The organism is Streptomyces sp. NPDC059373, from assembly GCF_042751495.1.
In the GTDB taxonomy this organism is placed as follows: Bacteria; Actinomycetota; Actinomycetes; order Streptomycetales; family Streptomycetaceae; genus Actinacidiphila.
On the sequence record NZ_JBHYXC010000006.1, the window covers coordinates 57,458 to 82,370 of the forward strand.

General features: G+C 71.1%; 20 protein-coding genes. 12 read left to right on the top strand and 8 right to left on the bottom strand.

What is annotated here, in order from left to right:
• Positions 1–8: 8 nt before the first annotated feature.
• The 5 genes from ACFXJ5_RS12995 to ACFXJ5_RS13015 all read left to right on the top strand — a co-directional run bounded on the left by ACFXJ5_RS12995 (position 9) and on the right by ACFXJ5_RS13015 (position 5,425).
• Complete coding sequence (locus tag ACFXJ5_RS12995) at positions 9–1,115, top strand: MSMEG_0568 family radical SAM protein (protein ID WP_384630413.1); 1,107 nt, start codon at positions 9–11, stop codon at positions 1,113–1,115.
• Between the two features lie 128 nt (positions 1,116–1,243).
• Complete coding sequence (locus ACFXJ5_RS13000) at positions 1,244–2,638, top strand: MSMEG_0567/sll0787 family protein (protein ID WP_384630414.1); 1,395 nt, start codon at positions 1,244–1,246, stop codon at positions 2,636–2,638.
• Positions 2,635–3,498 (top strand): carbon-nitrogen hydrolase family protein, encoded by an 864-nt coding sequence (locus tag ACFXJ5_RS13005; RefSeq protein ID WP_384630415.1) that lies wholly within the window; start codon positions 2,635–2,637, stop codon positions 3,496–3,498. The genes ACFXJ5_RS13000 and ACFXJ5_RS13005 overlap by 4 nt, the downstream gene beginning before the upstream one ends.
• On the top strand, positions 3,495–4,343 hold the full coding sequence (locus tag ACFXJ5_RS13010) for a carbon-nitrogen hydrolase family protein (RefSeq protein ID WP_384630416.1): 849 nt from the start codon (positions 3,495–3,497) through the stop codon (positions 4,341–4,343). Before ACFXJ5_RS13005 ends, ACFXJ5_RS13010 begins: the two co-directional genes overlap by 4 nt.
• Complete coding sequence (locus tag ACFXJ5_RS13015) at positions 4,340–5,425, top strand: MSMEG_0565 family glycosyltransferase (protein WP_384630417.1); 1,086 nt, start codon at positions 4,340–4,342, stop codon at positions 5,423–5,425. The genes ACFXJ5_RS13010 and ACFXJ5_RS13015 overlap by 4 nt, the downstream gene beginning before the upstream one ends.
• 13 nt (positions 5,426–5,438) lie before the next feature.
• Here the strand turns inward: ACFXJ5_RS13015 and ACFXJ5_RS13020 are convergent, their stop codons facing one another.
• Positions 5,439–6,701: an alginate lyase family protein gene (locus tag ACFXJ5_RS13020; RefSeq protein WP_384630418.1), complete on the bottom strand. Its 1,263-nt coding sequence runs from the start codon at positions 6,699–6,701 to the stop codon at positions 5,439–5,441.
• A gap of 329 nt (positions 6,702–7,030) precedes the next feature.
• Here ACFXJ5_RS13020 and ACFXJ5_RS13025 point away from each other — a divergent pair, with 329 nt between their 5' ends.
• Positions 7,031–8,119, top strand: coding sequence for a S1 family peptidase (locus tag ACFXJ5_RS13025; RefSeq protein WP_384630419.1), 1,089 nt, complete (start codon positions 7,031–7,033; stop codon positions 8,117–8,119).
• A gap of 73 nt (positions 8,120–8,192) precedes the next feature.
• Here ACFXJ5_RS13025 and ACFXJ5_RS13030 read toward each other — a convergent pair whose 3' ends face one another.
• The 4 genes from ACFXJ5_RS13030 to ACFXJ5_RS13045 form a co-directional block, all read right to left on the bottom strand.
• Complete coding sequence (locus ACFXJ5_RS13030) at positions 8,193–8,315, bottom strand: hypothetical protein (protein ID WP_384630420.1); 123 nt, start codon at positions 8,313–8,315, stop codon at positions 8,193–8,195.
• Positions 8,316–8,368: 53 nt separating this feature from the next.
• Entirely contained in the window at positions 8,369–10,243 is a 1,875-nt protein-coding gene (locus ACFXJ5_RS13035) for a phospholipase C (RefSeq protein ID WP_384630421.1), read from the bottom strand.
• 156 nt (positions 10,244–10,399) lie between these two features.
• Positions 10,400–11,605 carry an iron uptake transporter deferrochelatase/peroxidase subunit gene (gene efeB, locus ACFXJ5_RS13040; protein WP_384630554.1) on the bottom strand — a complete coding sequence of 402 codons (1,206 nt, stop codon included), beginning with the start codon at positions 11,603–11,605 and terminating at the stop codon, positions 10,400–10,402.
• An 86-nt stretch (positions 11,606–11,691) separates the two neighbouring features.
• The gene (locus ACFXJ5_RS13045; protein WP_384630422.1) at positions 11,692–12,993 is read right to left on the bottom strand and encodes an EfeM/EfeO family lipoprotein; all 1,302 of its coding nucleotides are present in this window, start codon (positions 12,991–12,993) and stop codon (positions 11,692–11,694) included.
• A 240-nt stretch (positions 12,994–13,233) separates the two neighbouring features.
• Between ACFXJ5_RS13045 and ACFXJ5_RS13050 the strand changes: the two genes are divergently transcribed.
• The 4 genes from ACFXJ5_RS13050 to ACFXJ5_RS13065 all read left to right on the top strand — a co-directional run bounded on the left by ACFXJ5_RS13050 (position 13,234) and on the right by ACFXJ5_RS13065 (position 15,844).
• Entirely contained in the window at positions 13,234–13,794 is a 561-nt protein-coding gene (locus ACFXJ5_RS13050) for a hypothetical protein (RefSeq protein WP_384630423.1), read from the top strand.
• 12 nt (positions 13,795–13,806) lie between these two features.
• Positions 13,807–14,583 (top strand): alpha/beta fold hydrolase, encoded by a 777-nt coding sequence (locus tag ACFXJ5_RS13055; RefSeq protein ID WP_384630424.1) that lies wholly within the window; start codon positions 13,807–13,809, stop codon positions 14,581–14,583.
• Between the two features lie 94 nt (positions 14,584–14,677).
• Positions 14,678–15,238, top strand: a complete 561-nt coding sequence (locus tag ACFXJ5_RS13060) for an MBL fold metallo-hydrolase (protein WP_384630425.1) — start codon at positions 14,678–14,680, stop codon at positions 15,236–15,238.
• 105 nt (positions 15,239–15,343) lie between these two features.
• Positions 15,344–15,844 carry a methylated-DNA--[protein]-cysteine S-methyltransferase gene (locus tag ACFXJ5_RS13065; protein WP_384630426.1) on the top strand — a complete coding sequence of 167 codons (501 nt, stop codon included), beginning with the start codon at positions 15,344–15,346 and terminating at the stop codon, positions 15,842–15,844.
• A gap of 67 nt (positions 15,845–15,911) precedes the next feature.
• Here ACFXJ5_RS13065 and ACFXJ5_RS13070 read toward each other — a convergent pair whose 3' ends face one another.
• Complete coding sequence (locus tag ACFXJ5_RS13070) at positions 15,912–17,732, bottom strand: glycoside hydrolase family 76 protein (protein ID WP_384630427.1); 1,821 nt, start codon at positions 17,730–17,732, stop codon at positions 15,912–15,914.
• 419 nt (positions 17,733–18,151) lie between these two features.
• Between ACFXJ5_RS13070 and ACFXJ5_RS13075 the strand changes: the two genes are divergently transcribed.
• Together ACFXJ5_RS13075 and ACFXJ5_RS13080 are read left to right on the top strand one after the other, a co-directional pair.
• Positions 18,152–21,061 carry an alpha-L-rhamnosidase-related protein gene (locus ACFXJ5_RS13075; RefSeq protein ID WP_384630428.1) on the top strand — a complete coding sequence of 970 codons (2,910 nt, stop codon included), beginning with the start codon at positions 18,152–18,154 and terminating at the stop codon, positions 21,059–21,061.
• 293 nt (positions 21,062–21,354) lie between these two features.
• Positions 21,355–22,794: a glycoside hydrolase family 47 protein gene (locus ACFXJ5_RS13080; RefSeq protein ID WP_384630429.1), complete on the top strand. Its 1,440-nt coding sequence runs from the start codon at positions 21,355–21,357 to the stop codon at positions 22,792–22,794.
• 80 nt (positions 22,795–22,874) lie between these two features.
• Here ACFXJ5_RS13080 and ACFXJ5_RS13085 read toward each other — a convergent pair whose 3' ends face one another.
• Together ACFXJ5_RS13085 and ACFXJ5_RS13090 are read right to left on the bottom strand one after the other, a co-directional pair.
• The gene (locus tag ACFXJ5_RS13085) at positions 22,875–23,858 is read right to left on the bottom strand and encodes an ABC transporter substrate-binding protein (RefSeq protein ID WP_384630430.1); all 984 of its coding nucleotides are present in this window, start codon (positions 23,856–23,858) and stop codon (positions 22,875–22,877) included.
• A complete protein-coding gene (locus ACFXJ5_RS13090; RefSeq protein ID WP_384630431.1) occupies positions 23,855–24,913 on the bottom strand; it encodes an ABC transporter permease in 1,059 nt (352 codons plus the stop codon). Before ACFXJ5_RS13090 ends, ACFXJ5_RS13085 begins: the two co-directional genes overlap by 4 nt.

Here is a 24,913-nt window from a genome sequence, read left to right on the forward strand (position 1 = left end):
GGGACGACGTGAGCGTTGGCACCCACTCGACGAGTACGGCGGTGGACGTGCGGATCATGACCCGCGCCGAACTCGCCCTCCACGGCCTGCGGACGGACTCGCCCGTACGGCGGCCGGACGGCGCGGGGCCCAGCGACGACGGCCACGTCCTCGTCGACGGTGCCAACGCCGCGCTTCCCCGCAACCCCGACAGTCCCTACTCCGTACGCGACGGCAAGGTCTGGCTCGGCGAGGAGGCTGGGACATTCAAAGACACCGGGCTGACCTTCTCCCCCGTACAGCGCCCGGCGTTCTACGACCTGACGACGGCCGACGGCATCCGCTACGAGGAGATCGCCCGGCTGCACGGCGCCGACGTCCTCGCCACCACCGTCGTACAGACCTGCATCCGCTACGCCGAGGCCGACCGCTGCCGCTTCTGCACCATCGAGGAGTCGCTGCGCTCCGGCGCGACGGTCGCCGCGAAGACCCCCGCCCAGCTCGCCGAGGTCGCCGAGGCCGCCGTACGGCTCGACGGCGTCCGGCAGATGGTCATGACCACGGGCACCACCACCGGCCCCGACCGGGGCGCCCGCACGCTCGCACGGTCGGTGCGCGCGGTGCTGGCGGCGGTGCCCGGACTGCCCGTCCAGGTGCAGTGCGAACCGCCCGGCGACCTGGCGTGGATCCGCGAGCTGCACGATGCCGGAGCCACCGCGATCGGCATCCACGTCGAGGCCCTCGACGACGAGGTGCGGCGGCGCTGGATGCCCGGCAAGTCCACCGTCCCGATGTCCGAGTACGAGGCGGCCTGGGACGAGGCCGTCCGCGTCTTCGGCCCCAACCGCGTCTCCACGTACCTGCTGGCCGGCCTCGGCGAGGACCCGGACGAGCTGATCGAAGGAGCGGGGAAGCTGATCGCCCGCGGCGTGTACCCCTTCGTCGTCCCCTTCCGCCCCATGCGCGGCACCCTCGCCGCCCGGGACGGAATCGGCGCCCCCACCGCGGAGTACCTCCGGTACGTGACGGAGGGCGTCGCCGCGAAGCTGCGCGCGGCGGGCATGCACGGCGCCGACCAGAAGGCCGGTTGCGCGGCGTGCGGGGCGTGCAGTGTGCTGCGCACGGCGGGCGGGTGAGCGGCGTGCGCAACGACACCGGGGGAACGCCCCCCGTCCCCCGGACGCCCTCAGGGCGTGTCCTCAATCGCCGGACGGGCTCCGATGAGCCCCTCCTCGACCTGGTCGGCCGTCACCCCGGCCAGGCGGTGACCGATGACATCCTGCTGCTGCTCGGCGACCGCAGCACCCTCGCCCGGCAGCCCGGCTTCCGGATCGAACAGGCAACCAGCGCGGAGGCGTTGAGCGCCTACCGGCGGCTGCGGCAGGACATCTTCGTGCACGAGCAGGGGCTTTTCGAGGGGCACGACCTCGATGACCGGGACGACGACCCGCGCACGCTGGTACTCGTCGCTCGCGACCGGGACGGCGCGGTCGCGGGGGGCGTGCGGCTGGGGCCGGTCGAGGACGGGCCCGACATCGGGTGGTGGGCCGGGGGACGGCTCGCGGTCGCACCGGCCGCGCGGCGGCTGGGCGGGGTCGGGGCGGCGCTGGTGCGGGCGGCCTGTGCGCGGGCGGAGGCGGAGGGCGCGCTGCGGTTCGACGCGACGGTCCAGGTGCGGGGCGAGCCGCTGTTCACGCGGCTGGGCTGGCGGCGGGTCCGGGAGATCACGGTGGCCGGGGCGCCGCATGTGCTGATGCGGTGGCCGATCGGCCGGATCGCCGCGCAGGCCTCGGCCACGAAGGCCGCGCTGGGGCCGCTGTTGGCCGGGCTGAGCCCCGGCGGCACCGGCTTCGTGGGCGACGACGGCGCGCCGGTGCCGGGCACCGACGTGGTTGCCGCCTGCGACGCCATCGTGCCGTCCATGGTCGAACGGGACCCGGAGTGGGCGGGCTGGTGCTCGGTGCTGGTCAACGTCAACGACCTTGCGGCGATGGGCGCTTCGCCGATCGGGCTGCTGGACGCGCTCGGCGCGCGGGACGCCTCGCATGCCGCCCGGGTGCTGTCGGGGCTGAAGCGAGCCGCCGAGGCCTACGGCGTCCCCGTGCTGGGCGGCCACACCCAGTTCGGGGTGCCGGCCGCGCTGTCGGTGACCGCCCTGGGCCGTACGCCCGACCCCGTACCGGGCGGCGGCGGGCGTCCCGGGCATGCCGTACGCGTCACCGCCGACCTCGGCGGCGGCTGGCGGGCCGGATACCGGGGTCGCCAGTGGGATTCGACCACTCATCGCCGTACGGACGAGCTGCGTACGATGCTGGGCGCGGTCGCCGCCGCACGCCCGGCCGCCGCCAAGGACGTGTCGATGGCGGGGATGGTCGGCACCCTCGGCATGCTCGCGGAGGCCGGCGGCTGCGGCGCCGTACTCGACGTGGCCGCCGTGCCGCGGCCGGAGGGGGCGGCAGTCGGTGACTGGCTCACGTGCTTCCCCGGCTTCGCCATGCTCACCGCCGACGAACCGGGCGCGTCGCCACTGGCCGCCGGGCCGGCGACCGGCGCCGAGTGCGGGGAGCTGACCGCAGGGCAGGGCGTGGGGCTGCGCTGGCCCGACGGAGAGATCACGGAAGCGGTCGCCGGCACGGTGACCGGAATGGGGACCGCATGAGCACGCTTCGTATGGCCGCTGTGGCCGCCGAGTTCGGCCGCGACCTCGAGGAGGACTTCGCCGTCGTGGAGCGGCTGATCAAGGAGGCCGCCGAGCAGGGCGTGCAGTTGCTCGCGCTGCCGGAGGCCTGCCTCGGCGGCTACCTGCTCAGCCTCGACGACGACACCGAGCTCGACGCGGGCCCTCCTCCGCTCGCCCTCGACGGCCCCGAGATCGCCCGCCTCGCGGCGCTTGCGGGCGGGATGACGGTGGTCGCGGGCTACTGCGAAGCGGACGGCGACTCCCGCTACAACAGCGTGGTGTGCGTGACCGGCGATGGCGTCCTGGGCAATCACCGCAAGGTCCACCAGCCGTTGAGCGAGGACGCGAGCTACGCCTCCGGCGACCAGTTCCACGCCTTCGACACCCCGGTCGGGCGGATCGGCATGATGATCTGTTACGACAAGGCCTTCCCGGAGTCCGCCCGCGCGCTCGCGCTGGACGGGGCGCAGATCGGGGTCTGTGTCTCCGCGTGGCCGGGCGCCAGGACCAGCCCTGCCGCCGATCTCGTCAACGACCGCTGGAAGCGCCGCTTCGACCTGTTCGACCGGGCTCGCGCGCTGGAGAATCAGATGGTGTGGGTGTCCGCGAACCAGGCGGGCACTTTCGGGTCGCTACGCTTCGTGGGCAGCGCCAAGGTCGTCGACCCCGGTGGCGAGATCCTCGCCGACACCGGGGTGACGGCCGGCATCGCCGTCGCCGAACTCGACGTCGCCCAGGCCCTGGAGACCGCCCGTCGCTCCATGGGGCACCTGCGCGACCGGCGCCCCGAGACCTACGACCTGACCACAGGCCTGTACACAGGAGCAGTCAAGGCATGAGCACCATCCGGATCGCGGCCGTGGCCGCCCACTTCGGCCGCGACCTGGACTTCTGCCTGGCGAGGATCGGCAAACTGATCGACGACGCCCGCAAGGAGGGCGCGGGGCTGCTCGTCCTGCCCGACGCCGCCCTCGGCGGCTACCTGGCCGACCTGCGTCACCCGGACCCCGAGGCGCTGCCGCCCGCGCTCAAGCCGGACGACCCGCTGATCCTCCAGATCGCCCGCCTCGCCGCCGAGATGGTCGTCTGCGTCGGCTACTGCGAGGCCGCCACCGACGGCGCGGACCCCGACCGCTACAACGCGGCCGTCTGCGTCAGCGGCGACGGGGTCCTCGGCCGCCACCGCAAAGTGCACCTCCCGGCCGGGGAGGTCGCCGCGTACGCCCCCGGCGACCGCTTCGACGCCTTCGACACCCCGGTCGGCCGGATCGGCATGCTCATCGACTACGACAAGACCTTCCCGGAGTCCGCCCGCAGCCTCGCCCTGGACGGCGCCGAGATCCTGGCCTGCCTGTCCGCCTGGCCGACCAGTATCACCAACCGCGCCCCGCGGATGGCCCAGGACCGCCAGGCCAAGCTCTTCGACCTGTACGACCAGGCGCGGGCGGCGGAGAACCAGGTCGTCCTGGCCTCCTCCAACCAGACCGGTGCCATGGGCGGCATGCGCTTCCTCGGCCAGGCCAAGGTCGTCGGCCCCGGCGGTGACATCCTCGCCCGCACCTGGGCCAAGGCCGGCCTCGCCGTCGCCGAGCTCGACGTGCCGGCCGAGGTCGACCGCGCCCGCCGCATCCTGCGCCACCTCGGCGAACGCCGGCCCGCCGCCTACCGGGAGACCACGTCGTGAAGATCGCCCTGCTCAGCTACTCGACCAAGCCGCGCGGCGGCGTCGTCCACACCCTCGCCCTGGCCGAGGCACTGGCCGCCGCCGGCCAGGACGTGACGGTCTGGTCGCTCGGCCGGGGCGGCGACAGCGGCTTCTTCCGGCCCGTAAGTCCCGCCGTACGGCTGCGGATCGTGACCTTCCCTGACGGGCCGCCCGACGAGAGCGTGGGGGAACGCATCCTGCGCTCCATCGCCACCCTGCGCGGAGCCTTCGCCCCGGCCGCCTCCTCGTACGACGTCGTGCACGCCCAGGACTGCATCAGTGCCAACGCCGTGGGCCGCTGCGTCCGCACCGTCCACCACCTCGACCACTTCACCACCCCGGAGCTGGCCGCCTGCCACGAGCGGGCGATCGTCGAGCCGTACGCCCACATCTGCGTCTCGCGCTCGGTCGCGGGCGAACTCGCCGACGGCTGGGGGCTGAAGGCCGAGGTGATCCCCAACGGCGTGGCGTACGAACGCTTCGCGACGACGGACCCGGCCGCCCGCGCCCGCCGGCGGGACCGGCTCGGGACGTACGTCCTCACGGTCGGCGGGATCGAGCCCCGCAAGGGCTCCCTGGACCTGCTGGAGGCGTACGCCCTGCTGCTCGACCGGCACCCGGGTGACGTGCGGCTGGTCATCGCGGGCGGCGAGACCCTCTTCGACTACCGCGACTACCGCGCCCGGTGGGAGGCACGGGCGGCGGAACTCGGCGTCGAGCCGGTGGTGCTGGGCGCGGTGCCCGACGACGACCTGCCCGCGCTCGTGGGCGCCGCCGGTGCCTTCGCCTTCCCGTCGCTGAAGGAGGGCTTCGGCCTCGCCGCCATGGAAGCCCTCGCCGCCGGGGTCCCCCTCGTCGTACGGGACCTGCCCGTCCTGCGCGAGGTCTTCGGCGCCGCCGCCCGCTTCGCCGCGACCCCGCACGGCCTCGCCGCCGAACTCGGCCGTGCCCTCAGGGTTGAGGACCCCGCCCGGCGGGCGGCCGGCCGTGAACTCGCCGCCCGCCACACCTGGGCCGAGGCGGCCCGGCGCCACGTGGACTTCTACCGCTCCCTGAGCTGAGGCCGCGCCGGGCTCACTTGGCGTACATGACGGTGCCGAAGCCGAGCTGGTCGAAGCCGCCGCTGGTCGTTCCGTAGTCTCCGCCACCGCCCTCGGGGCGGACGCTCTCGGCCATGGCGGTGATGTACGGGACGGACAGATAGCGGCGCCGGGTGTAGTGGTAGTGGAGGATGTCCCACACCGGCCGCACCTGCCCCCGCGAGGACGAGGAGATCGCCGTGTGTTCCTGGTAGGCGCAGCTCTGGCCGGTACCCCAGGTGTACGTGGTGAAGGGCACGTCCTGGCCGAGGTTGTACTTGGCGACGTACTGCGCGGCCTTCATGAAGCGGTTGTTGTCGTAGCCGTACAGGTCGTCGCCCTGGGACCAGGCCATCTCACAGAACGCGCCCATCTGGCCCATGCCCATCATGGTGTGGCCCTGGTCGCGGCCCGACTCCTGCCACTGGGCGAGGCCCTGGCTGTCGTACAGGAAGGGGACTGCGTGCGCGATGGAGCCGTTGCCGGCTCCGTTCTTGAAGTAGTTCACGGCCTGGTCGTACTTGGCGGCGTCGTCGCAGAGGATGCCGATGGCCAGGATGGAGTTCATGTTGCACAGGTCCCAGTTGGCCCAGTAGTTGGTGATGCAGGCGCCGTTGTGGTGGAGCAGGAAGTCGTTGTTGAGCGGGTAGAAGACGTTGAGCATCATCGTCTTGAACCGGTCGAGGTCGAACCCGCTGTAGCCGCGCATCAGCTCGGCCGCGTTGGCGAACTGGTAGCCGTAGATCCCGGCGGCCAGGAACCGGTCGGCGTTGCCGGTGACCGTGGTGAGCTTGGCCGACCAGGCGTTCAGGATGTTCCGCGCGGCGTCGCCGTTGGCGGTGGTACCGGCGATCTTCCAGCGCAGCGCGTTCTGGTAGGCGGCGTGGATGTCGTTGTAGAGGGTGCCGTAGTTCTCGCCGGTGCCGCCTCGGATGATGGTCGCCTGGGGGTTGGCCACCCAGGTGGCGGCGGAGTGCCCGTTGGCGGTGAGCCGGTTCCAGCCGGACAGCCACGGGTTGTTGCCGGCGGCGACCCGGACCTTGGCACGGTTGAGGTCCCCGGAGTTGTGCAGCATGCCGGGATGGGCGAAGGTCGCGGGAGCGGCGTTCGCGCTGCCGCCGTTCAACGCGGCGGTCAGTCCGCCCGCGGCCCCGGCGAAGGCGATGCCTCCCGCTGTGCGCAGAAGGCCGCGGCGGGATATTCGGTGTGCGTGGTCGCGGTGGTGATCGCTGTTGCGGTTGCAGTTGTCGCGGCTCATAGCGGTGCGTCTCCTTCTGTGGGGGTGCGCTCCGGGCACGTCGGTGGCCAGAGCTTGTTCCGGCACGGAAAGAGCGGCAAGGCTCCTGATACACATGCGAAACTATCGGGTCATCTCAGCGACATCTGTCCGGGCGGGTCGCGGACATCCTGTGAGACTGCTGTGCAGACCGGGGGGTCAGGCCTTGAACGGGCTTGAGCGGGCTCGGAATACTCTCCGGTGTCGCTTGGCGTGCACACGACTTTCTTCGGTGTTCACGGCCTGAAGGGCGACTTCCTCCGGGTCCGCCGCCGATGTGCGGTCCCAACTCCCCCCACAGGAGTCCTGTTGTGAAGCACCGACGCATACCCAAGCGCTACGTCTCACTGGCCGGAGCCGGCGCCGCCGTCCTGGCGGCCGGCGCGATCCTGCTGCCGAACGCCAACGCGGCGCAGCCCTCCGTGACGACCCCCAAGACGCTCACCCCCGGCGCCGCCGTCACGCTGGCGTCCGACCTCACGTCGCGGCTGGGCGCGGACGGCACGGCGGGTTCGTACTACGACGCGAAGACCGACCGCCTCGTCGTCAACGTCGTCGACTCCGCGGCCGCCGACAGTGTCCGCGCGGCCGGCGCCGTACCGAAGACCGTACAGAACAGCACCGCCGAACTGCGGGCAGCCACCGGGACGTTGACCGAGCAGGCGAGCATTCCCGGCACCGCCTGGGCGATCGACCCGCGCACCGACAAGGTCGTGGTCACCGCCGACCGCACCGTGACCGGCGCGAAGCTCGACAAGCTCACCAAGGCCGTCGGCGCGCTCGGGGACGGCACGGCCACCATCAAGAAGTCGGCCGGGGAGTTCAAGCCGTTCATCGCCGGCGGCGACGCCATCTGGGGCAGCAACGCCCGCTGCTCGCTCGGCTTCAACGTCGTCAAGGGCGGCGAGCCGTACTTCCTCACCGCCGGCCACTGCGGCGTCGACATCACGAGCTGGTCCGACACGCAGGGCGGCTCCGAGATCGGCCACACCGAGGCCGCGACCTTCCCCGGCCACGACTACTCGCTGGTCAAGTACACCGACACCAGCGTGGACCACCCCAGCGCGGTCGACCTCTACAACGGCTCCACCCAGGCCATCAGCCAGGCCGGCACGCCCACCGTCGGCCAGACGGTCCAGCGCAGCGGCAGCACCACCCAGGTCCACGACGGCACCGTCACGGCACTGAACGCCACCGTCAACTATTCGGAGGGGTCCGTCTCCGGCCTGATCCAGACCGATGTGTGCGCCGAGCCGGGCGACAGCGGCGGCGCCCTCTTCTCCGGTGACACGGCCCTCGGCCTGACATCGGGCGGCAGCGGCGACTGCAGCAGCGGCGGCGAGACCTTCTTCCAGCCGGTGCAGGCGGCGCTCGACGCGTACGGCGCCTCGATCGGCTGACCGACCCCGCCCACACCTCGGCCCCGGACACCTCGCCACAAGGGCGGTGTCCGGGGCCTTCGGTGCGCGGCTCCTACTGGTACACGCGGTCGTTGCCGGGTCCTCCCGAGAGCTTGTCGGTCCCGGCGCCTCCGTACATCAGGTCGTTGCCGCTGCTGCCGTAGATCACGTCGCCGCAGCCGCGCCGACGTCCCACACGTCGCCACTCATGCCGTCAGCGTGGACAGCGGACGGCGGGTCAGAGGCTCGCTACGCCGCGGAGGTGCCCCCGGCGTTCGACCTGCGCCGGCGGAGGGCGTAGACGGAGGCCGCTCCGCCTGCCGCGAGGACGCCGACCCCGATGCCGATCGGCAGGGCCGGGGAGGAGGTGCCGGTGTCGGCGAGCGGCTGGGTGGTCAGGTTGTCCGTGGCCAGGCCGGCGGATCCGGCGGCGGTGGTCTGGTGCGGGATCTTCTTCACGGACTCCACCGAGCCGTCCTGCTTCAGCAGCACCTGCTTGTTGTTCGGGTGCCTGAAGTCGAACATGCCGCCCAGCGTGCCGGCCCGCTTGTCGAACGACTCGTCACCGATCCGGCCGGTGCCCCAGTTGTCCTCGATGAACTTGGTGATCGAGGCCTGCTCGGTCGGGGTGTGGTCGACCTTGTTGACCTTGCTGTACGGCGAGATGACCAGCAGCGGCTGCCGGGTGCCGGGGCCGCAGCGGTCGGCGTAGCCGCCGGCGGCGGCCGGGCCGCCCTGGCAGGCGGGGCTGTCGATGGCCTTGCCGTTGGAGCCGAGGGTGGAGTTCGTCGAGCCGTTCAGGACGGGCGAGGTGGCGTGGTCGTACCAGCCGTCGGAGTCGTCGTAGGCGACGACGACGGCGGTGCTCTTCCACTCCGGGGACTTCTGCAGCTGGTTGATCTCGTTGACCAGGAAGTGCTGCTCGTCGGTCGGGTCGGAGTAGCCCGCGTGGCCGTCCTGGTACTCGGACGCCTTCAGGAAGCTCACCGCGGGGAGCTTGTTCGCCTGGACGGCGGCGTCGAAGTCGGTCAGGTCGTAGTTGTGGTTGGCCCGGCCGTTGTGGCCGATCTCGTTGACGCTGGTGGGCGCGAGGTGGTGCGGGTTGGACGTCGACTTGTAGTACTCGAACGGCGAGTGGTGCGGGCTGTAGTCCTCCACCGCCGCGCCGCCGAGGTTGGTGTGGGTGGCGCCGGCGCACTTGGCGTAGTCGCCCTGCTTGCCGTCCCAGGCGGTGCTGGGCCGGAAGCCGCCCTGGAACCAGCCCCAGGAGACGTTCTTCGCGTTGAGCAGGTCGCCGATGTTCTTGCCCTGCAACGCGGCGAGCGCGCTGGTACTGGTGTGGTCCTTGTCCGAGCAGTCGTCGAAGGCCGGGTCCGGGTCGTTGATCACCGTGCCGACGCCCTTGGCGTCCGGGGAGACGACGGCGTTCGGGTCCGGGGTGGACGTCTGCTGGGGGTTCTCCGTGCCGGAGGCGGGGTCGACGGAGATCACGCCGTGGGTCTGCCCCGAGATCAGGTTGAGGGCGCCCGGGGTGGAGGGGCCGAACACCGAGCTGTACGACGTGTCGTTGAGCGCGTAGTGCTGGGCGTAGTTCCACAGTCCGGTGACCGTGTTGCCGTCGTAGTAGTCCATGCCCAGGCCGGGCTCGCCGAAGAGGCCGCCGCTACAGGTGCTGACCTCGGTGTTCTCGACGTACTTGTCGGCCTTGCCGTTGTCGGCCGCGTACTGCTCGGGACCGTAGGAGTGGTTCTGGTCGCAGGTCATGGCCTGGGAGCTGCTGAGCCGCTTGGGCAGGTAGAGGTTCGGGTTCTTCGTCAGCAGCCCGGCGTTGAGCAGGTTGTCGGCCTTGGGGGTCTGCTTGGCGGCCTTGAAGGTGGTCCCGTCGGTGTTGGCGGCCTGCGGGTAGGTGGCGAAGTAGTGGTCGAACGAGACGTTCTCGTCGTAGATGACGACCACGTGCTTGATCGGGGTCGAGGTGTGCGTGCTGCCGGAGCCGGCGCTCTGTGCGGCCACGGCCGACGCGGGTGCGGCTCCGCCGGCCGCCACCAGTGCGGCCGTCCCCAGAAGCGCGGCGAAGCGGATTCCCCGGCGCCGCGCGCCCGAGGACCTTCCTGTGCCGATCATGCTGTCTCGCCTTCCCACGGGGGTGCTGAATTCCGCGTTTACGGCCGGATCCTCGGTCTCGGGAACAGCCTGCCGGGATTCCCCCGATGGAGCACGGGTGAACACACGGTCAGAAACTTCCCATGGATCTCTTGGCTCGTTCTTGACCCGAGCGCGTCAGGCCATGAGTGATCGGCCGAGCCAGTCGGCGCTGTCCCGCGCCCCGGGCAGCGCGAAGAAGTAGCCGCCGCCGAAGGGCTTGACGTAGTCGACCAGCGGTTCTCCGGCGAGCCGCTTCTGTACGGTCTCGAACTGCCGGGCCAGGTCCTGCTGGTAGCAGCAGAAGAGCAGGCCCATGTCGAGGTTGCCGTTGGAGTCCATGCCCCGGTCGTAGTTGTACGCGCGGCGCAGGATCCGCTGGTCGGCCGTTGCGGCGGTGCGCGGGTTGGCCTTCCGGATGTGGCTGTCCAGCGGGATCACCTCGCCCAGCGGGTCCTGGGCGTACTGGGGTGAGTCGGTCTCGTGCCGCCCGTCCAGCGGCGCGCCGGTGTCCCGGGCCCGGCCGAACATCCGCTCCTGCTCGGGGAGCGAGACGCGGTCCCAGAACTCCACCAGCATGCGGATGGCCCGCAACACTTGGTAGCTGCCGCCGGTGGCCCAGGCGGGCTCGGCGTTGGCCTTCCCGACCCACACGAGGCGGTCCATCTCGCGGGCGTCGGTCCTGTCGGGGTTGGCGATGCCGTCCTTGAAGCCCAGGTGGTTGCGGGGCGTTCCGGTGGGGCGCGGAGTGCTGACGAAGCCGTCCATCCGCCAGCGCACCTGCATACCGCCCCGGGTGTGCCGGGCGACGTCGCGCAGGGCGTGCAGCACCGTGTCCGTACCGGCGGCGCAGAACTGCACGCTGAGGTCGCCGTGGCACCAGGCCGGGTCGAGGTCGTCGTCGGGGAACGACGGCATGACGGTGAGCCTGCGCGGCCTGCGCTCGGCCAGGCCGTAGCGGTGGTCGTCGAACAGCGAGGCGCCGGCGCCGACGGTGACCGTCAGCCCGTCGGCCGGGAGTTGCGGGCCGAGGGTGCCGGAGTCGGTGGGCGGGGCGGTGATGCCGGCCGGGTCCGGAGTGCCGCCGGCGGTGAGGAAGCGGGCCCGGTCGGTGATGGTGCGCAGCAGGTCGGCCAGTTCGCGGCGGCCGTCGGCGGTCACGTCGAAGGACACGAAGGCCGTGGCGCGCTGCGCCGGGGTGAGGATCCCGGCCTGGTGCCGGCCGTGGAAGGGCACGCCCGTCGTCCCGGAGGCCGGCGCGGCGGCCGAGGAGCTGCGGTCGGCGGCCACCAGGCCGGTGCCCGCCACCGCTGCCGCGCTCGCCAGGAAACCCCGACGGCCCACCCCGGTCGGGCCGTTGAGGCCGTTCGGGCCGTTGAGGCCGTTGAGGCCGTTCGGGCCGTTGAGGCCGTTCGGGCCGTTGAGGCCGTTCACGCCGTCCTCCGTACGTCGGTCAGCACGGCGACGTCGGCGAGGCGCTCGACGACCTCGCCCACGTCGGAGTCGACCTTCTCGCGCCGCGTACGGTCCAGGGCGGACAGCGGCGTCCAGCGGCCGCCGTGCTCGCAGGCGTCGAGGGTGCGCCGGGTGCGGTCCAGCCAGGAGTCGAGCCCGGGCAGGCCGGTGTCCCGGGTCTTCAGCAGGGGGCGGAGGTAGCCGAGCAGCGTCTCGGTGCCGTCGAGGTTGGCGCGGGCGGTCGCCAGGTTGGTGCCGCTGCCGTAGTCGGTGCGGCCGGTGAGCTCGAACTGCACGGTGTTCTCCAGGATCTCGTGCGCCCGCAGGCCCAGGTCGGCCGGATCCATCCGCTGCTGCGGCCAGCTGTCGCGCAGCGACCGTACGGCCTTGTCGAGGCGGTCCGCCGGACCGCGCAGCCCGCGCGCCGACTCGCCGTGCCACAGGCCGTACTCGACGCGGTGGAAGCCGGTGAAGCCCGCGTCGTGGACGCCGCCGCTCAGCCCGGCGGTGGTGCCGTTGATCGCGCTGTCGGCGTCACCGAAGGTCCCGTAGGCGGCGCCCATGCGCTCGTACACCAGGTGCGCGGGCAGCCAGGCGGCCCGGGCGGCGCCGAGGTCACCGCGGTCCACGGCTGCGCGCAGGGCGTCGGTGCGGCTGACCAGGTCGGCCATGCGGGCCTGGATCCACTTCTGGTAGGCCAGCGTCGGCGGGATCAGGTCCTGCTGGGTCACCGGCACGGCGGCGGGGCCGCTGCCTGCGGTGCAGCCGGTGATGCGGACGGTGGGGCCGGTGACCGCGTCCGCGTCGTCGGGCAGGCACTTGAAGGCGTACGAGCCATCGCCGAGGGTCACCGGCATCTGCCGGACGGTCCCCGCGCCTAGGCCTTCCACCTCGGCATAGACCGCTCCGGTCCTGGCATCGGTCAGATACACCTCCGCAGCCCCGCCGGAGGTGTTGCGCACGTCGAAGACCTGCTTGCCGGGCTGCGGGCTGGTCCAGCCGCGCCCGCACCCCCCGGGCGAGACCTCGACGGAGGTGTGCCGCAGACCGTCGGAGGCCGACGCGGCCGCCCGCCGTGGCCCGCTCCGCGTCCAGCTGCCGACCGCCAGCGCCCCGGCGACGACCGCCAGGACCGCCCCGAGCGCACCGCCCACGAGCAGCGCACGGCGCCGCCGCACGGCCGCATGGGGCGGCGTGGATACCGGGACGGGCCGGGGCTCGGGCACGCCGGGCCTCCAAGAAGGGTCGTACGGACGGACGAAAGGCGCGCAGATCATCCTAGGGAGGCCGGCCGGCCGCGAAGGGTCCTCTGACCATAGGAAAAGCCAGAATTCGCCCGCAGTTCACCCGGTCCGTCCCTGCCGTACAACCGACGGGCCGTCACCTCCGGCACCAGGGGGAGGCCGCCCAGGACGGCGACGGCTGACCGCCTGGCACGCCCGCCGGAGCCTACCCGGCGGGCGTGGCGGATGGGGCCGCCTGTTCCCGGCACAGGTTCATCCGCAATACTGCCCGCCGTGGAACAGCGCATAGGTCCGTTCATCCCGCCCGTGCCCGCCGCCGGCACCGATCCGGCGTACATCCCCGGCCTGACGTCCCCGAGCCCTGCCGAGGCGGACGACACAGCCGAGGAGAAGGCGGCCGAGCAGCCGCCGGACGACGCCGTCGTCCAGGACGCCCCGGAGGACGCCGACGACGACGCGGCCGACTCCGCGGAGGCGGCCGGGGAAGCCGACGTGGACGAAGAAGCCGACGAGGCCGAGGAGGCCGAGGAGGCCGCGGAAGAAGACGGCGGCCCGGTCTTCAGGGTCTCCGACCGCCGCGGGTCCATCACCGCGGACCGGACCGGCGTCCGGTTCACGCTGGACGACCAGGAGGCGGAGTTCGACTGGGAGGAGATCGGCGCGGTCGAGGTCGACACGCCCCGGTTCGGCCGCCGGTTCACCGTCACGGTCTACACGGGCACCAACCGCTGGTTCGAGGCCGAGGTCGAGGCGCCGGCCAGGAGCGACCTCAAGGTGTGGACGGAAGAACTCGACGCCGCCCTGGACGCCTACTTCGAGCACTCCGAGCCGTAGCGGCGTGATGGCGTGACGGCCCTCGACCTGTTCCGTTCCGACCTCGGTCCCGCCGACGCGCCGCCCGTGCTCCTGGTGCACGGGTGGGGCGGGGACGGCCGCGAGTGGTCCCGGCACGCCGAAACCCTGGCCGGCCGGCACCGCGTGCTCGTCCCCGACCTGCGCGGCCACGGCCGATCACCGGTCCCCGATGGGGACAACACCCCGGCGGCGATGGCCCACGACCTCGCCGCCCTCATCGACCGCCTCGGGGCCGGCCCGGTCACCGCCGTCGGCCACTCCATGGGCGGCCAGGTGGTCAATCTCCTCGCCGTCCACCACCCGGCGGCCGTACGGTCGGTCATCGCCCTGGACCCCGCCCATGGCGCCCCGGAATCCGAACTCCCCGACATGCGCCGGAATCTGACTGCCTACCAGAAACACGGGGCCGAGGCCGCGGCGCCTTTCGTGGCGGGCGCTTTCTCGGACATCGCGCCCACCGGCCTGCGCACCGCGCACGTGCGCACCATGCTCGGTACCCCCGGCCACGTCATCGCGCAGTCCTACGCCGGCATGTACCTCGACCCCGGCGCGGTGGGCCTGCGCCCGGCCGCCGAGCAGTACCTGCGCCGCCGGACACAGCCCGCACTCACCGTGTGGACCGCCGAGGCCTACGCCGACTGGGAGCGCGGCGCGCTCCACGCCCCTGGCTCGCGCGTCGAGCACTGGCCCGCCACCGGCCACTACCTGCACGAGGAACGCCCGGACCGCACGGTCCGGCTCATCCAGGAGTGGATCAAGGCGTCCTGACGCCGCCCTGCGCACCGCCCCGCGGGTCCGATCTTGTTCTCACCGCGTCTTTCAGGCACTCTGACGCGACCTTGTGCATTTCGGAAGGATGACCGTGACCGCCACTGTTCACATTCTCACCGTCGGATACGCCGATGACCGGGTCGCCGGCACGGTCACGCTGATCCGCGAGGGCGACATGATCGCCGTCGTCGATCCCGGCATGGTCGCCGATCGTGGACTTATCCTCGATCCGCTCAAGGGCCTGGGGATCGAGCCGGACGACGTGACGGACGTGGTCTTCTCCCACCATCACCCCGACCACACCCTCAACGCCGCCCTGTTCCAGCGTGCGCGGTTTCACGACCACTGGGCCATCTACCGCGACGACGTCTGGGAGGACCGGGACGCCGACGGCTTCGCCCTCTCGCCGTCCGTTCGCCTCATGCGGACGCCCGGCCACACCGCCGAGGACATCACCACCCTCGCCGAGACCCAGGACGGTCTGGTCGCCGCCACCCACCTCTGGTGGAGCGAAGAGGGCCCCGTCGAGGACCCCCTCGCCAGCGACGGCGATGCCCTGACGGCTTCCAGGCAACAGCTCCTCGCCCTGCGGCCCAGCCTCATCATCCCAGGTCACGGCGCTCCCTTCCGGCCCGTCCCCGCGCGCGGCTGACCCTGGAGGACCGGCGAACGCGACGTCCGAATCCCGCCGGACGGTGTGCTGCGCAAGCGGCAGACTCGTACGCGTAGCCAGAAACAGCCTTCAAGAGGAAGATCCATGACCATCTACGCGACGTTCGACAGCCCGCTGGGCGAGCTGCTGCTGGTGGGCGAGGAGTCGGCGACCGCCAACGGCGGCACCGCCCTCACCTCCCTGTCCGTGCCCGGCCAGAAAGGCGGCGTCGCCGTCGTCGGGGACGGCCGGCGGCACGACCCGCAGGCCTTCGCCGAGATCATCCGGCAGCTGACGTCGTACTTCGACGGCACGCTGACCCGGTTCGCCATCGAATACACCGCCGGCGGCACCGCCTTCCAGCAGCGGGTGTGGAGCGCCCTGGAGACCATCGAGTACGGCACCACCCTGTCGTACGCCCAGGTCGCGGACCTCGTCGGCATCCCGCGTACGGCCTCCCGGGCCGTGGGCACCGCGATCGGCGCCAACCCGCTGCTGGTGGTCCGCCCGTGCCACCGGGTGCTGGGTGCCAACGGCTCACTGACCGGCTACGCCGGCGGACTGGAGCGCAAGCGGCAGCTCCTCGACCTCGAGAAGGTCGGCTAGGGCCCGGCTGGGGCCTGTCCGGCGGATCAGGGTGGACCCGACCCCGATCCGCCGGACAGGCCCTGGGTCACCCGGCTGCGGTGAGGGCGCCGAGGGCGCTCGCCTGGGTGCGCCAGTCGGTCTGGTTGGGGGTGGTGCCGGCCCAGCGCTCGCCGAGGGCGTTGAGGGAGGTCCGGTCGTGCGCCCAGAGGGAGTCCGACTGCTTCTGGACGTACTGCTGGTAGGTGGCGGATCCGGTGGCCTGCGCGAGGTCGGCGAAGTGCCGCATGAAGATGCCCTTGAACTGCTTCTGGTTGTCGTCGCAGCTCGCCGAGCCGACGTCGCAGGACTCGGTGAGCACTCCGCCGGTGGTCAGCTCCGGGCGGGCCATCGCGGCGTCGGCGAGGGTGCGTGCGGTGGTCAGCAGCGAGCTGTCCCCCGTCGTCCTCCACAGTTCGGTGAGGCCGCCGATGGCCAGCCCCTGGTTGTAGCTCCAGACGGTGCTGCCGTTGTTGCCGCAGGCCGAGGTCAGTCCGTCGTTCACCAGGCCCGCGGAGTTGATCATCCCGCTGGACCTGAACCAGGACGCGGCCGTCGTCGCCCGCTGGAGCCAGACGGTGTCGCCGGCGATGCGCTGATGCAGGGACGCGGTCAGCCACAGGTACAGCCCGTTGGTCACGGCGTTCTTGTAGGTGCGCTCGCGGTCCCACCACACCCCGCCGCCGCATGTGCTGGTGTCCCAGTACTGGTTGACGTAGGTGGTGATGGTGACCGACTCGTTCAGATAGCGCGCGTCGTGGGTGTAGTCGTACGCGTCCAGCCAGGCCACGGCCCACCAGCCCGCGTCATCGATGGCCCGGCTGATGAAGTCGCCCTCGATCGCGTCCGAGCTGCGTACGCCTGCGGCGAAGGTGCCGCGGTTCTGGTCGAAGGTGCGCGCGATGACCCAGTCGTAGTCATGGGTGCCGGTGGTCCTGGCGAAGTCGATCAGCGAGGTGAGGGTCGCGGCGGAGTTCCACCAACTGCTCGGCCACCAGCCGTTGTACGGGTCGTACGAGGCCATCAGCGCGTCCGCCGCCGCGCGCGCCCTGGTGGGCGCCGGCCGGACCCATGCGGTGCAGCTGCCCTCCTGGTGCGAGGCTTCCCGGCCGCAGGCACGGACCGCGCCACCGTAGAGGAGACCGCGCGGGTCGCGGGTGGCGAACATCGTCGTACGGGTCGTGGTCGCACCGGAGGGCACGCTCGTACGGCCGAGCGAGCTTCCGTCCGGCCAGCTCGTCCCGCCGTCCCAGGAGCGGTCCAGCCAGATCTCGTCGCCGGCGCCGCCGCTGTCGATACCGGCCCAGGCCATGGAGTTCTTCTGGTCGACGTGCAGTCGGATGCTGCGGCCGTAGAGGGTGGTGGCGGACACCGGCTGGTCGTCACCGGCCGCCTGTCCGGGGTCGGTGCCGTCGCAGAGCGTGTCGCACACGGTCGGGTAGACCCACGCCGTGCAGCCGACCGCGTTGGCGTCGCCGCAGGCGCGGACCAGGCCACGCCGGTGGTTCCGGGGATCCGTGATGTTGTACATCAGCGTCCTGGTCCCGGTCCATGTGCCCGGGATGCTCGCCTTGCCCAGCAGCCCTTCCCAGGTGGCGCCGCCGTCCCAGGAGCGGTCCAGCCAGACCGAGTCGCCGGTCACCCCGTTGTCGATGCCGGCCCACGCCATGTCGTCGGCGTCGGACACGTGCAGTTCGAGGCGGCGGCCGTTGATGACCTTGTTCGGAACCGGGAAGCTCTCCTGCTGGGCGAGCGAGGGATCGCGCGTGTCGCAGGACAGGACGCACACCGCGGTGGCCGCGGCGGCGGGCGTCGCCAAGGGGACGAGCGCCGACGCCGCGATGACGGCCGTCAGGAGAAGCCTGACCATCCGAGGGATCCACGGTGTCGTGGGGGGCTTCCCTGAGCGTGCAACTGTCGCACGTGGATTGGACAACGTTGTCACCGCCTTCACCAGGCTCGATCATGCAATGGGGGGTCAACTTGCGTGCGGCGTCGGCCAATCGACGGCAAGGCTGGTCGGCCAGGATTCGCCTACTGGTCCACACCTTTCCTCGGGGAAGTGAACCGCCTTGGCAAGGCCCTGTCAATGACATGAGAGCGCTCTCATCGAGGTCGACTCGAGACGCTCGCGATGGGTTGACACCCCGACACCCGACCCTCATCATCGGTGGAACTTCGGCGAGCCGCCTCGCACACCCCCCTTGCCCAACCGGTCACGGACTTCTCGCCGCAGTGAATTTGAATCGATTCATACCGTAGTCGTCTTCAACGTCCCCGGAGGTCACGATGCGCCGTCGCCACCCCACGCAGGACCGATCGGCCACGTCATGGCGCACCGCCGTCCGTATCCTCGTGGTCCTGTCCGCCCTGGTCATGGCAGGCCTCGCCCCACCTGCGGGCGCCACGACCACGGGTTCGGCCGTGGTGGCCTCGGCGGCCGTGGCCGCCGTACCCTCAGCGGCACTTGACGCCCTGAACTACTCGCCGACCTCCCGGACGGTCCGGCCGACCGCCGTGTACGCCACGTCAGGCAGCGTCGCGAACCCGCAGAACGTCCTGAGCGGACAGTCGACGCGGATCTCCGGCTCACAGTCCGCCGTCACCCTCGACTTCGGCAAGGAGGTCGGCGGCCTGGCAACGTTGTCCTTCGGCAGCGCCAGCGACAACAGCCAGCAGGTCGGCCTGGCCTTCAGTGAGTCGTCCCTGTACGTGGGCAATACGAGCGACGCGAGCAGCGGCGGCAACGCGGACGGGGCCATCTACGGCGCGGCACCCGCCAACGGCACCTACACGATGCCCACGGCCAGACTCCGCGGCGGCTTCCGCTACCTGACGGTCTTCCTGAACACCTCGGGCTGGGTGGACCTCAAGGGCGTCAGCATCGACTTCACCGCGGCTCCCGGGAAGTCCGACCCCGCCGACTACGCCAACTACTTCTACTCCAGCGACGACCTGCTGAACCGCATCTGGTACGCCGGCGCGTACACCGTGCAGCTCGACACGATCGCCTCCAACCAGGGCCGCGCGTGGCCGCCGCCGGCTTCGGAGTGGGACAACAGCGCCACCGTCGCCGTGGGCGACAGCGTCCTGGTGGACGGGGCCAAGCGCGACCGCACCGTGTGGCCCGGCGACCTCGGCATCGCCGTCCCCACCCAGTACGCCTCCACCAACGACCTCGTCCCGACCCGCAACGCGCTCACCACGATGTACGACGCGCAGTCGTCGGCGGGCGAAATCCCCTGGTCGGGCCCGCCGTTCAACCTCACGGGGTCGGACACCTACCACACGTGGACGCTGCTGGGCACGGCCACCTACTACACCTACTCGGCCGACCGGGCCTGGCTCGACTCCGAGTGGGCCAACTACAAGCGCGGGATGACCTTCATCATCAACAAGATCGACGGCAACAACCTGCTCAACGTGACCCGGACGCAGGACTGGGCGCGCGTCGGCCAGGGCGGCGAGAACATCTCGGCCAACGCACTGCTGTACGCCACGCTCACCTCCGGGGCCACCCTGGCGGCCGTCGAGGGCGACAGCGCGCTCGCCGCGAGCTGGACCAGCAGGGCGGCCGCTCTGAAGACCGCCGCGAACTCCCGGCTGTGGGACGCGTCGGCGGGGATGTACCGGGACAACCCCACCAGCGCCCTGCACCCGCAGGACGGCAACTCGCTCGCCGTCTGGTACGGGCTGACCGACTCCACGGCGAAGTCGCAGAGCATCATCGCGGGGCTCGGGAAGAACTGGGGCGCCTACGGCCCGACCACGCCCGAGTGGGGCGGCAATGTGTCGCCCTTCGCAGGCGGGATGGAGCTGAACGCCCGCTTCACCGCCAATGACGACGACAACGCCCTGGCGCAGATCCGCCGCACCTGGGGTCACATGCTGGACAGCGACATCGGCACCAGGAGCACCTTCTGGGAGGGTCTCAAGGCCGACGGCGGCCTCGCCTACGGCGGTTCGTTCATGAGCCTGGCCCACGGCTGGTCCACCGCGCCCACCTCCACGCTGACTTTCGACGTCCTGGGCACCGCGCCCGAGTCGGCGACCGGCGCCTTTCGCTTCGTCCCGCACCCCGGCGACCTGACCCACGCCGAAGGACGCATCACCATGCCCCAGGGCGCCATCAACGCGTCGTGGTCCCGCGATCCGGCCGCCGGCACCTACGCCGCGCAGCTCACCAGCCCGTCCGGCACCTCGGGGCGGATCGGCGTCCCCACGTTCGGCGCCGGCAACATCTCGGTGTCGGTGAACGGAAGCGTGGTCTGGAGCAACGGAGCCTTCACCGCCGCCCCCGGCATCAGCGGCGCGAGCCAGGACGGCACCTACGTCTACCTCACCGGTGTCGCCCCGGGCAGCTACAGCGTGACCGCCACCGGCCTCGGCAACCCCACACCGCCGACCCCACCGGGCACCAGTGCGCTGCGGGCCGGCTTCACCCGGTGCGCCGGTGAGGGCGGGTCGTGCGGCTTCAGCGGTACCCGGGTCGTGGCGTACGGGGCCGGGTCGTACACGTACAAGACAGTGACGGGCAGCACCGCCTGCACCAACGCCTCCTTCGGCGGCGACCCTGCCGCAAACCTCGTCAAGTCCTGCTACGTGGCCGAAGCGGGCGGCCCGCCCGGCTACACCGTCTGCGCCGCCGAGAACGCGGCCTGCTCCGTCCCCGGCTACAACCGAAACGTGGCGTACGGAGCCAACGGCTCCTTCTCCTACCAGGTCACCAACGGGTCTGTGGACTGCACCAACACCCACTTCGGCGATCCCGTCGACGGTGTGGCCAAGTCCTGCTACCTGCCGCCCTCGGGTGGTCCGGCCGGCGGTTGGACGCAGTGCGCGGCCCAGAACGGCACCTGTTCCGCCGCCGCCGGACAGCCGGTCGCGTACGGCGCCTTCGGCGCGTTCACCACCGTCACGGCCACCGGTGACATGGCGTGCACCGACGCCACCTTCGGTGACCCGATTCCCGGCGAGTCGAAGGCCTGTTACACCGTCTCGGGCGGCCCCGTCGGCTACGGCACCACCTGCGCCGTCGAGGCCGACACCTGCGCCTTCACCGGAGTGCAGACCGTCGCGTACGGCGCCCGGGGTCGCTATGTCTACAAGTCGTTCACCGGCGGCGCGCCTTGCACGACGGCGGCCTTCGGCACCGATCCGCTGCCCGGCGTCCGGAAGTCCTGCTACCTCACGCCCTGACGCGAGTCCACCGCCCGCCGTGCCCAGGGCGTCCGGCGGGCGGTGGATTCCCGTACCACCAGCCGGAATCCGGGCCCGGTCCGACGGGGCCCGTCGGCGGGCGCACCGGCGGGCGCACCGGCGAGCCGCTGGACCGGGGCGTCGACGGCGAGGCTGTCCGCTGCCGTCGCGTCCGTTTGGCGCGAAGTCGCTCCCGCCGTGACTTCCCGTCAGCGTTTCATTCTGACAACGTTGTCCGGTGCCCGGCTGCCATGGCAGGCCCGGGGTCGGTCCGAGCAGCGAAGGAGCTGGTTGTGGGTCTTGTTCTCCCCCGTCGAGGGGTACTGACGACACTGGGCGCGGCGGGCGGGCTGAGCCTCCTCGGAGGGCTGGGCGGCCTGGCCCCGAGCGCCTCGGCCGCCGGCATCAGCAGCAGCACACCGAAGGTCCCGTCGCGCAGAGCGGCGGCGCAGGAGGTCAAGGCGGAATTCCTGCACGCCTGGAACGGGTACAAGCAGTTCGCCTGGGGCCACGACGAGGTGCGTCCGCTCTCCGGCGGAACCAACGAGTTCTTCGTCGACGGAGCGCCGATCGGCCTGTCCATCATCGAGGCCCTCGACACGCTGTACGTGATGGAGCTGGACGACGAACTCGACGCCGGGGTCGCCTGGATCGAGCAGAACCTGAGCTTCGACATCGACGGCGACTTCCACGTCTTCGAGGCGATCATCCGGGTGGTCGGCGGGCTCCTGGCCGGCTATCTGGCCACCGGCAACACCAAGCTCCTCGCCCTCACGGTGGACCTGACCGACCGGCTGCTTCCGGCCTTCACCAAGTCCCCGACCGGGATGCCCTACCAGTACGTCAATCTGCGCACCGGAGCCGTACGCGGCAACACCCCGCCGCTGGCCGAGATCGGCACCAACATCATGGAGTTCGGGCTGCTCTCCAGGATCACCGGGGATCCGAAGTACGTCCGGGCGGCCAAGAAGGCCTACCGGTCCGCGATCGCCACGAGGTCGTCGATCAACCTGCTGGCGACCTATCTCGACGTCGAGACCGGCCGCCCGGCCGACACCACCGACCAGGCCCCGAACCCGCCCACCGACTCGTTCTACGAGTACCTGTGGGGTGGCTGGGCGCTGCTCGGCGACCGGGACTGCCGGGCCTGGTACAAGCTGCTCAACGGCGCGCTCACCACGTACGCGACGGAGACCTACCAGGGCCACACCTGGTACAAGCAGGTCCACTACCAGAGCGGGGAGCTGGTCGGCCGCACCCAGTCCGAGCTGGCCTCCTTCTACGCCGAGGTGCTCGCGTACGGCGGCGATCTGCCGCTGGGCGCCGCGTACTACACATCGTGGACGGCAGTCCTCGACGCCTTCCCGGTGCTGCCCGAGGAGATCGACTACACCACCTTCGAGCCGACCTCGAAGGGCAACCAGTTCCGCCCGGAGTACGCCAACGCGTCCTTCGACCTGTACCTGAAGACCCGCGATCCGTACTACGCCACCACCGCGTACCAGTACTTCCAGGGCATGAAGGCGCACGCCAGGACGGCGAACGGCTACACGATCATCGACGACGTGACCACCTCGCCGATGGCGCAGGGCGACCTCTTCCCCGCGTACGGCTTCGCGGAGAACTTCAAGTACCTGTACCTCACCTTCGGCGACTCACCGCGCTTCGACAGCGGCAACTTCTGCCTGTCCACCGAAGGCAAGGTCCTGCGAGGTCTGATCCGGGCCCGTTGACCCCACGCCGGAGGCTTCTCTGACGTCCGCTCACAGGAGAGCCAGGCGAGCGGCGCGTGCCCGCTCGCCTGGCAGCCGTTTCAGCAACCTGCCTTGTACACCGCCGCCTTGCCCGCCGCGGAGTTCAGGTTGTCCTTGGTGACGATGGTGAAGCCGGTCTTGATGGAAGCGGTGGTCGACTCTCCCTTGAGGGACTTGACCGCCTGCTGGATGCCGTCGGATCCGATGGTGGCCGGCTGCTGGGCGATCAGGGCCTGTACGGTGCCGTCCTTGAGCGCCTTGACCTGGTCGGGCCCGGCGTCGAAGCCGATGATCTTGACCTTGTTCTGCTTGCCGGCCTGCCGGACGCCGGTGGCGGTGCCCTCGGCGGAGAACAGGTTGGAGGCGAAGATCCCCACGATGTCGGGGTCCTTCTGCAGGGCCGCGCTGACGATGGACGCGGCCTTGGCCGGGTCGTTCTGGGAGTACTGGACGCCGAGGTAGGTGAAGGCCGGGTCCGCCTTCGCCGCGTCGGCGAACCCCTTGTCGCGGGCGTCGGTGGTGCTGATGCCGGGCTGGACACCGACGACGAGGACCTTGCCGCCCTTGGGTGCCAGCTTCTTGACGGCATCGAAGGCCGCCTTGCCGCCGCCGGAGTTGTCCGAGGCGATCGCGGAGACCGCCACCGACGGGTCCTGCACGGTGGTGTCCACGAGCACGACCTTGATGCCGTTGGCCTTGGCCTGCGCGATCGGCTGCTGCATCGAGGAGACATCGGTCGGTGCGATCAGGATGGCGTCCGGCTTCGACGCGATGACCGACTGCAGGATCGGGGTCTGCAGAGTCGGATCGAACTTCTGCGGGCCCTGCGTGGTGACGGTGACACCCTCGGCCTTGGCCTCCGCCTGCACGCCGCACTGCATGGTGATGTAGAACGCGTCGCCCGAGACCCCCTGAATGAAGGCGATCTTGTAGGCCTTGCCCGAGGCGGAGGAGGAAGAGCCGGACGAGCCCGAGCCGCATGCCGCCGTCACGGTGAGCAGAAGCGAGGCGACCGCCGCGCGGAACACGATCTTACGGTTCATCGTGTGCGTCCTTTCAGGAAAGAGAAGCGTGGGGACTTCCCACGCTGTGCCGAGGTGCGGCGCTTCTGATCGACGTAGACCACAGCGATGAGCACGGCACCGACCACCACCTGCTGCCAGAACGGCTGGACGTTGGTCTGCACGAAGCCGTTCTGGAGCACGATCGGGATGAAGAGCCCGACGACGGTCCCGAAGACCGAGCCCACCCCGCCGAACAGGCTGGTACCGCCGATCGCGACACCGGCGATCACATTGAGCGGCGTGTTGGACTGGCCACCGATCGTGGTCGACTGGAAGAAGGCCAGGTTCAGGATTCCGGCGAACCCGGCGAGAAGTCCGGCCAGTGCGTACACCTTGATCAGGTGCAGGTCGACATCGAGACCGACGCGGCGGCCGGCCTCGGCGTTGGAGCCGGCCGCGTACGTGTACAGGCCGAAGCGCGTCCGGTGGAGTAGGACGATGCCGATGACCACCACGACGGCGGCGATCACGGACAGCGTCGGGATCTGCCACACCACATTCCCGAATCCGACCTTGCTGACCAGCACTTGGGGTGCCGACCGCAGGTCCAGGCCCTTGGTGATGATCTGCGCGAAGCCGAGCGCCGCGCTGAGCGTCCCCAGGGTGACGACCAGCGCCGGCACCTTGGCCTTCGCGATCATGAAACCGTTGAAGAGGCCCCAGCCCAGGCCGCAGCCGCACGCGACCGCGGCGCCGGCCAGCGCGGTGCCCCAGCCCTGGCCGCCCATCGCGTCCATCGTCTTGGCGGCGACGACACCGCTGAACACCAGCACGCTGCCGATCGACAGGTCGATGCCGCCGGTGATGATGACGAAGGTCATGCCGACCCCGAGCACCGCGTAGATGGAGGTGTTCTGCACGATGCCGCGGATGTTGAAGACGGTCAGAAAGGTGTCGGGCCGGGCGACGCTGAAGACCGCCATCGTGACGGCGAGGAGCACCAGGATCTGCAGCGCCTGCAGCCGCCGCAGCCGCTGGCCGCGTGAGGCGTCGGTGATGACGGTGTTCGTCCCGCCGCCGGTCGTCGTTGCCAC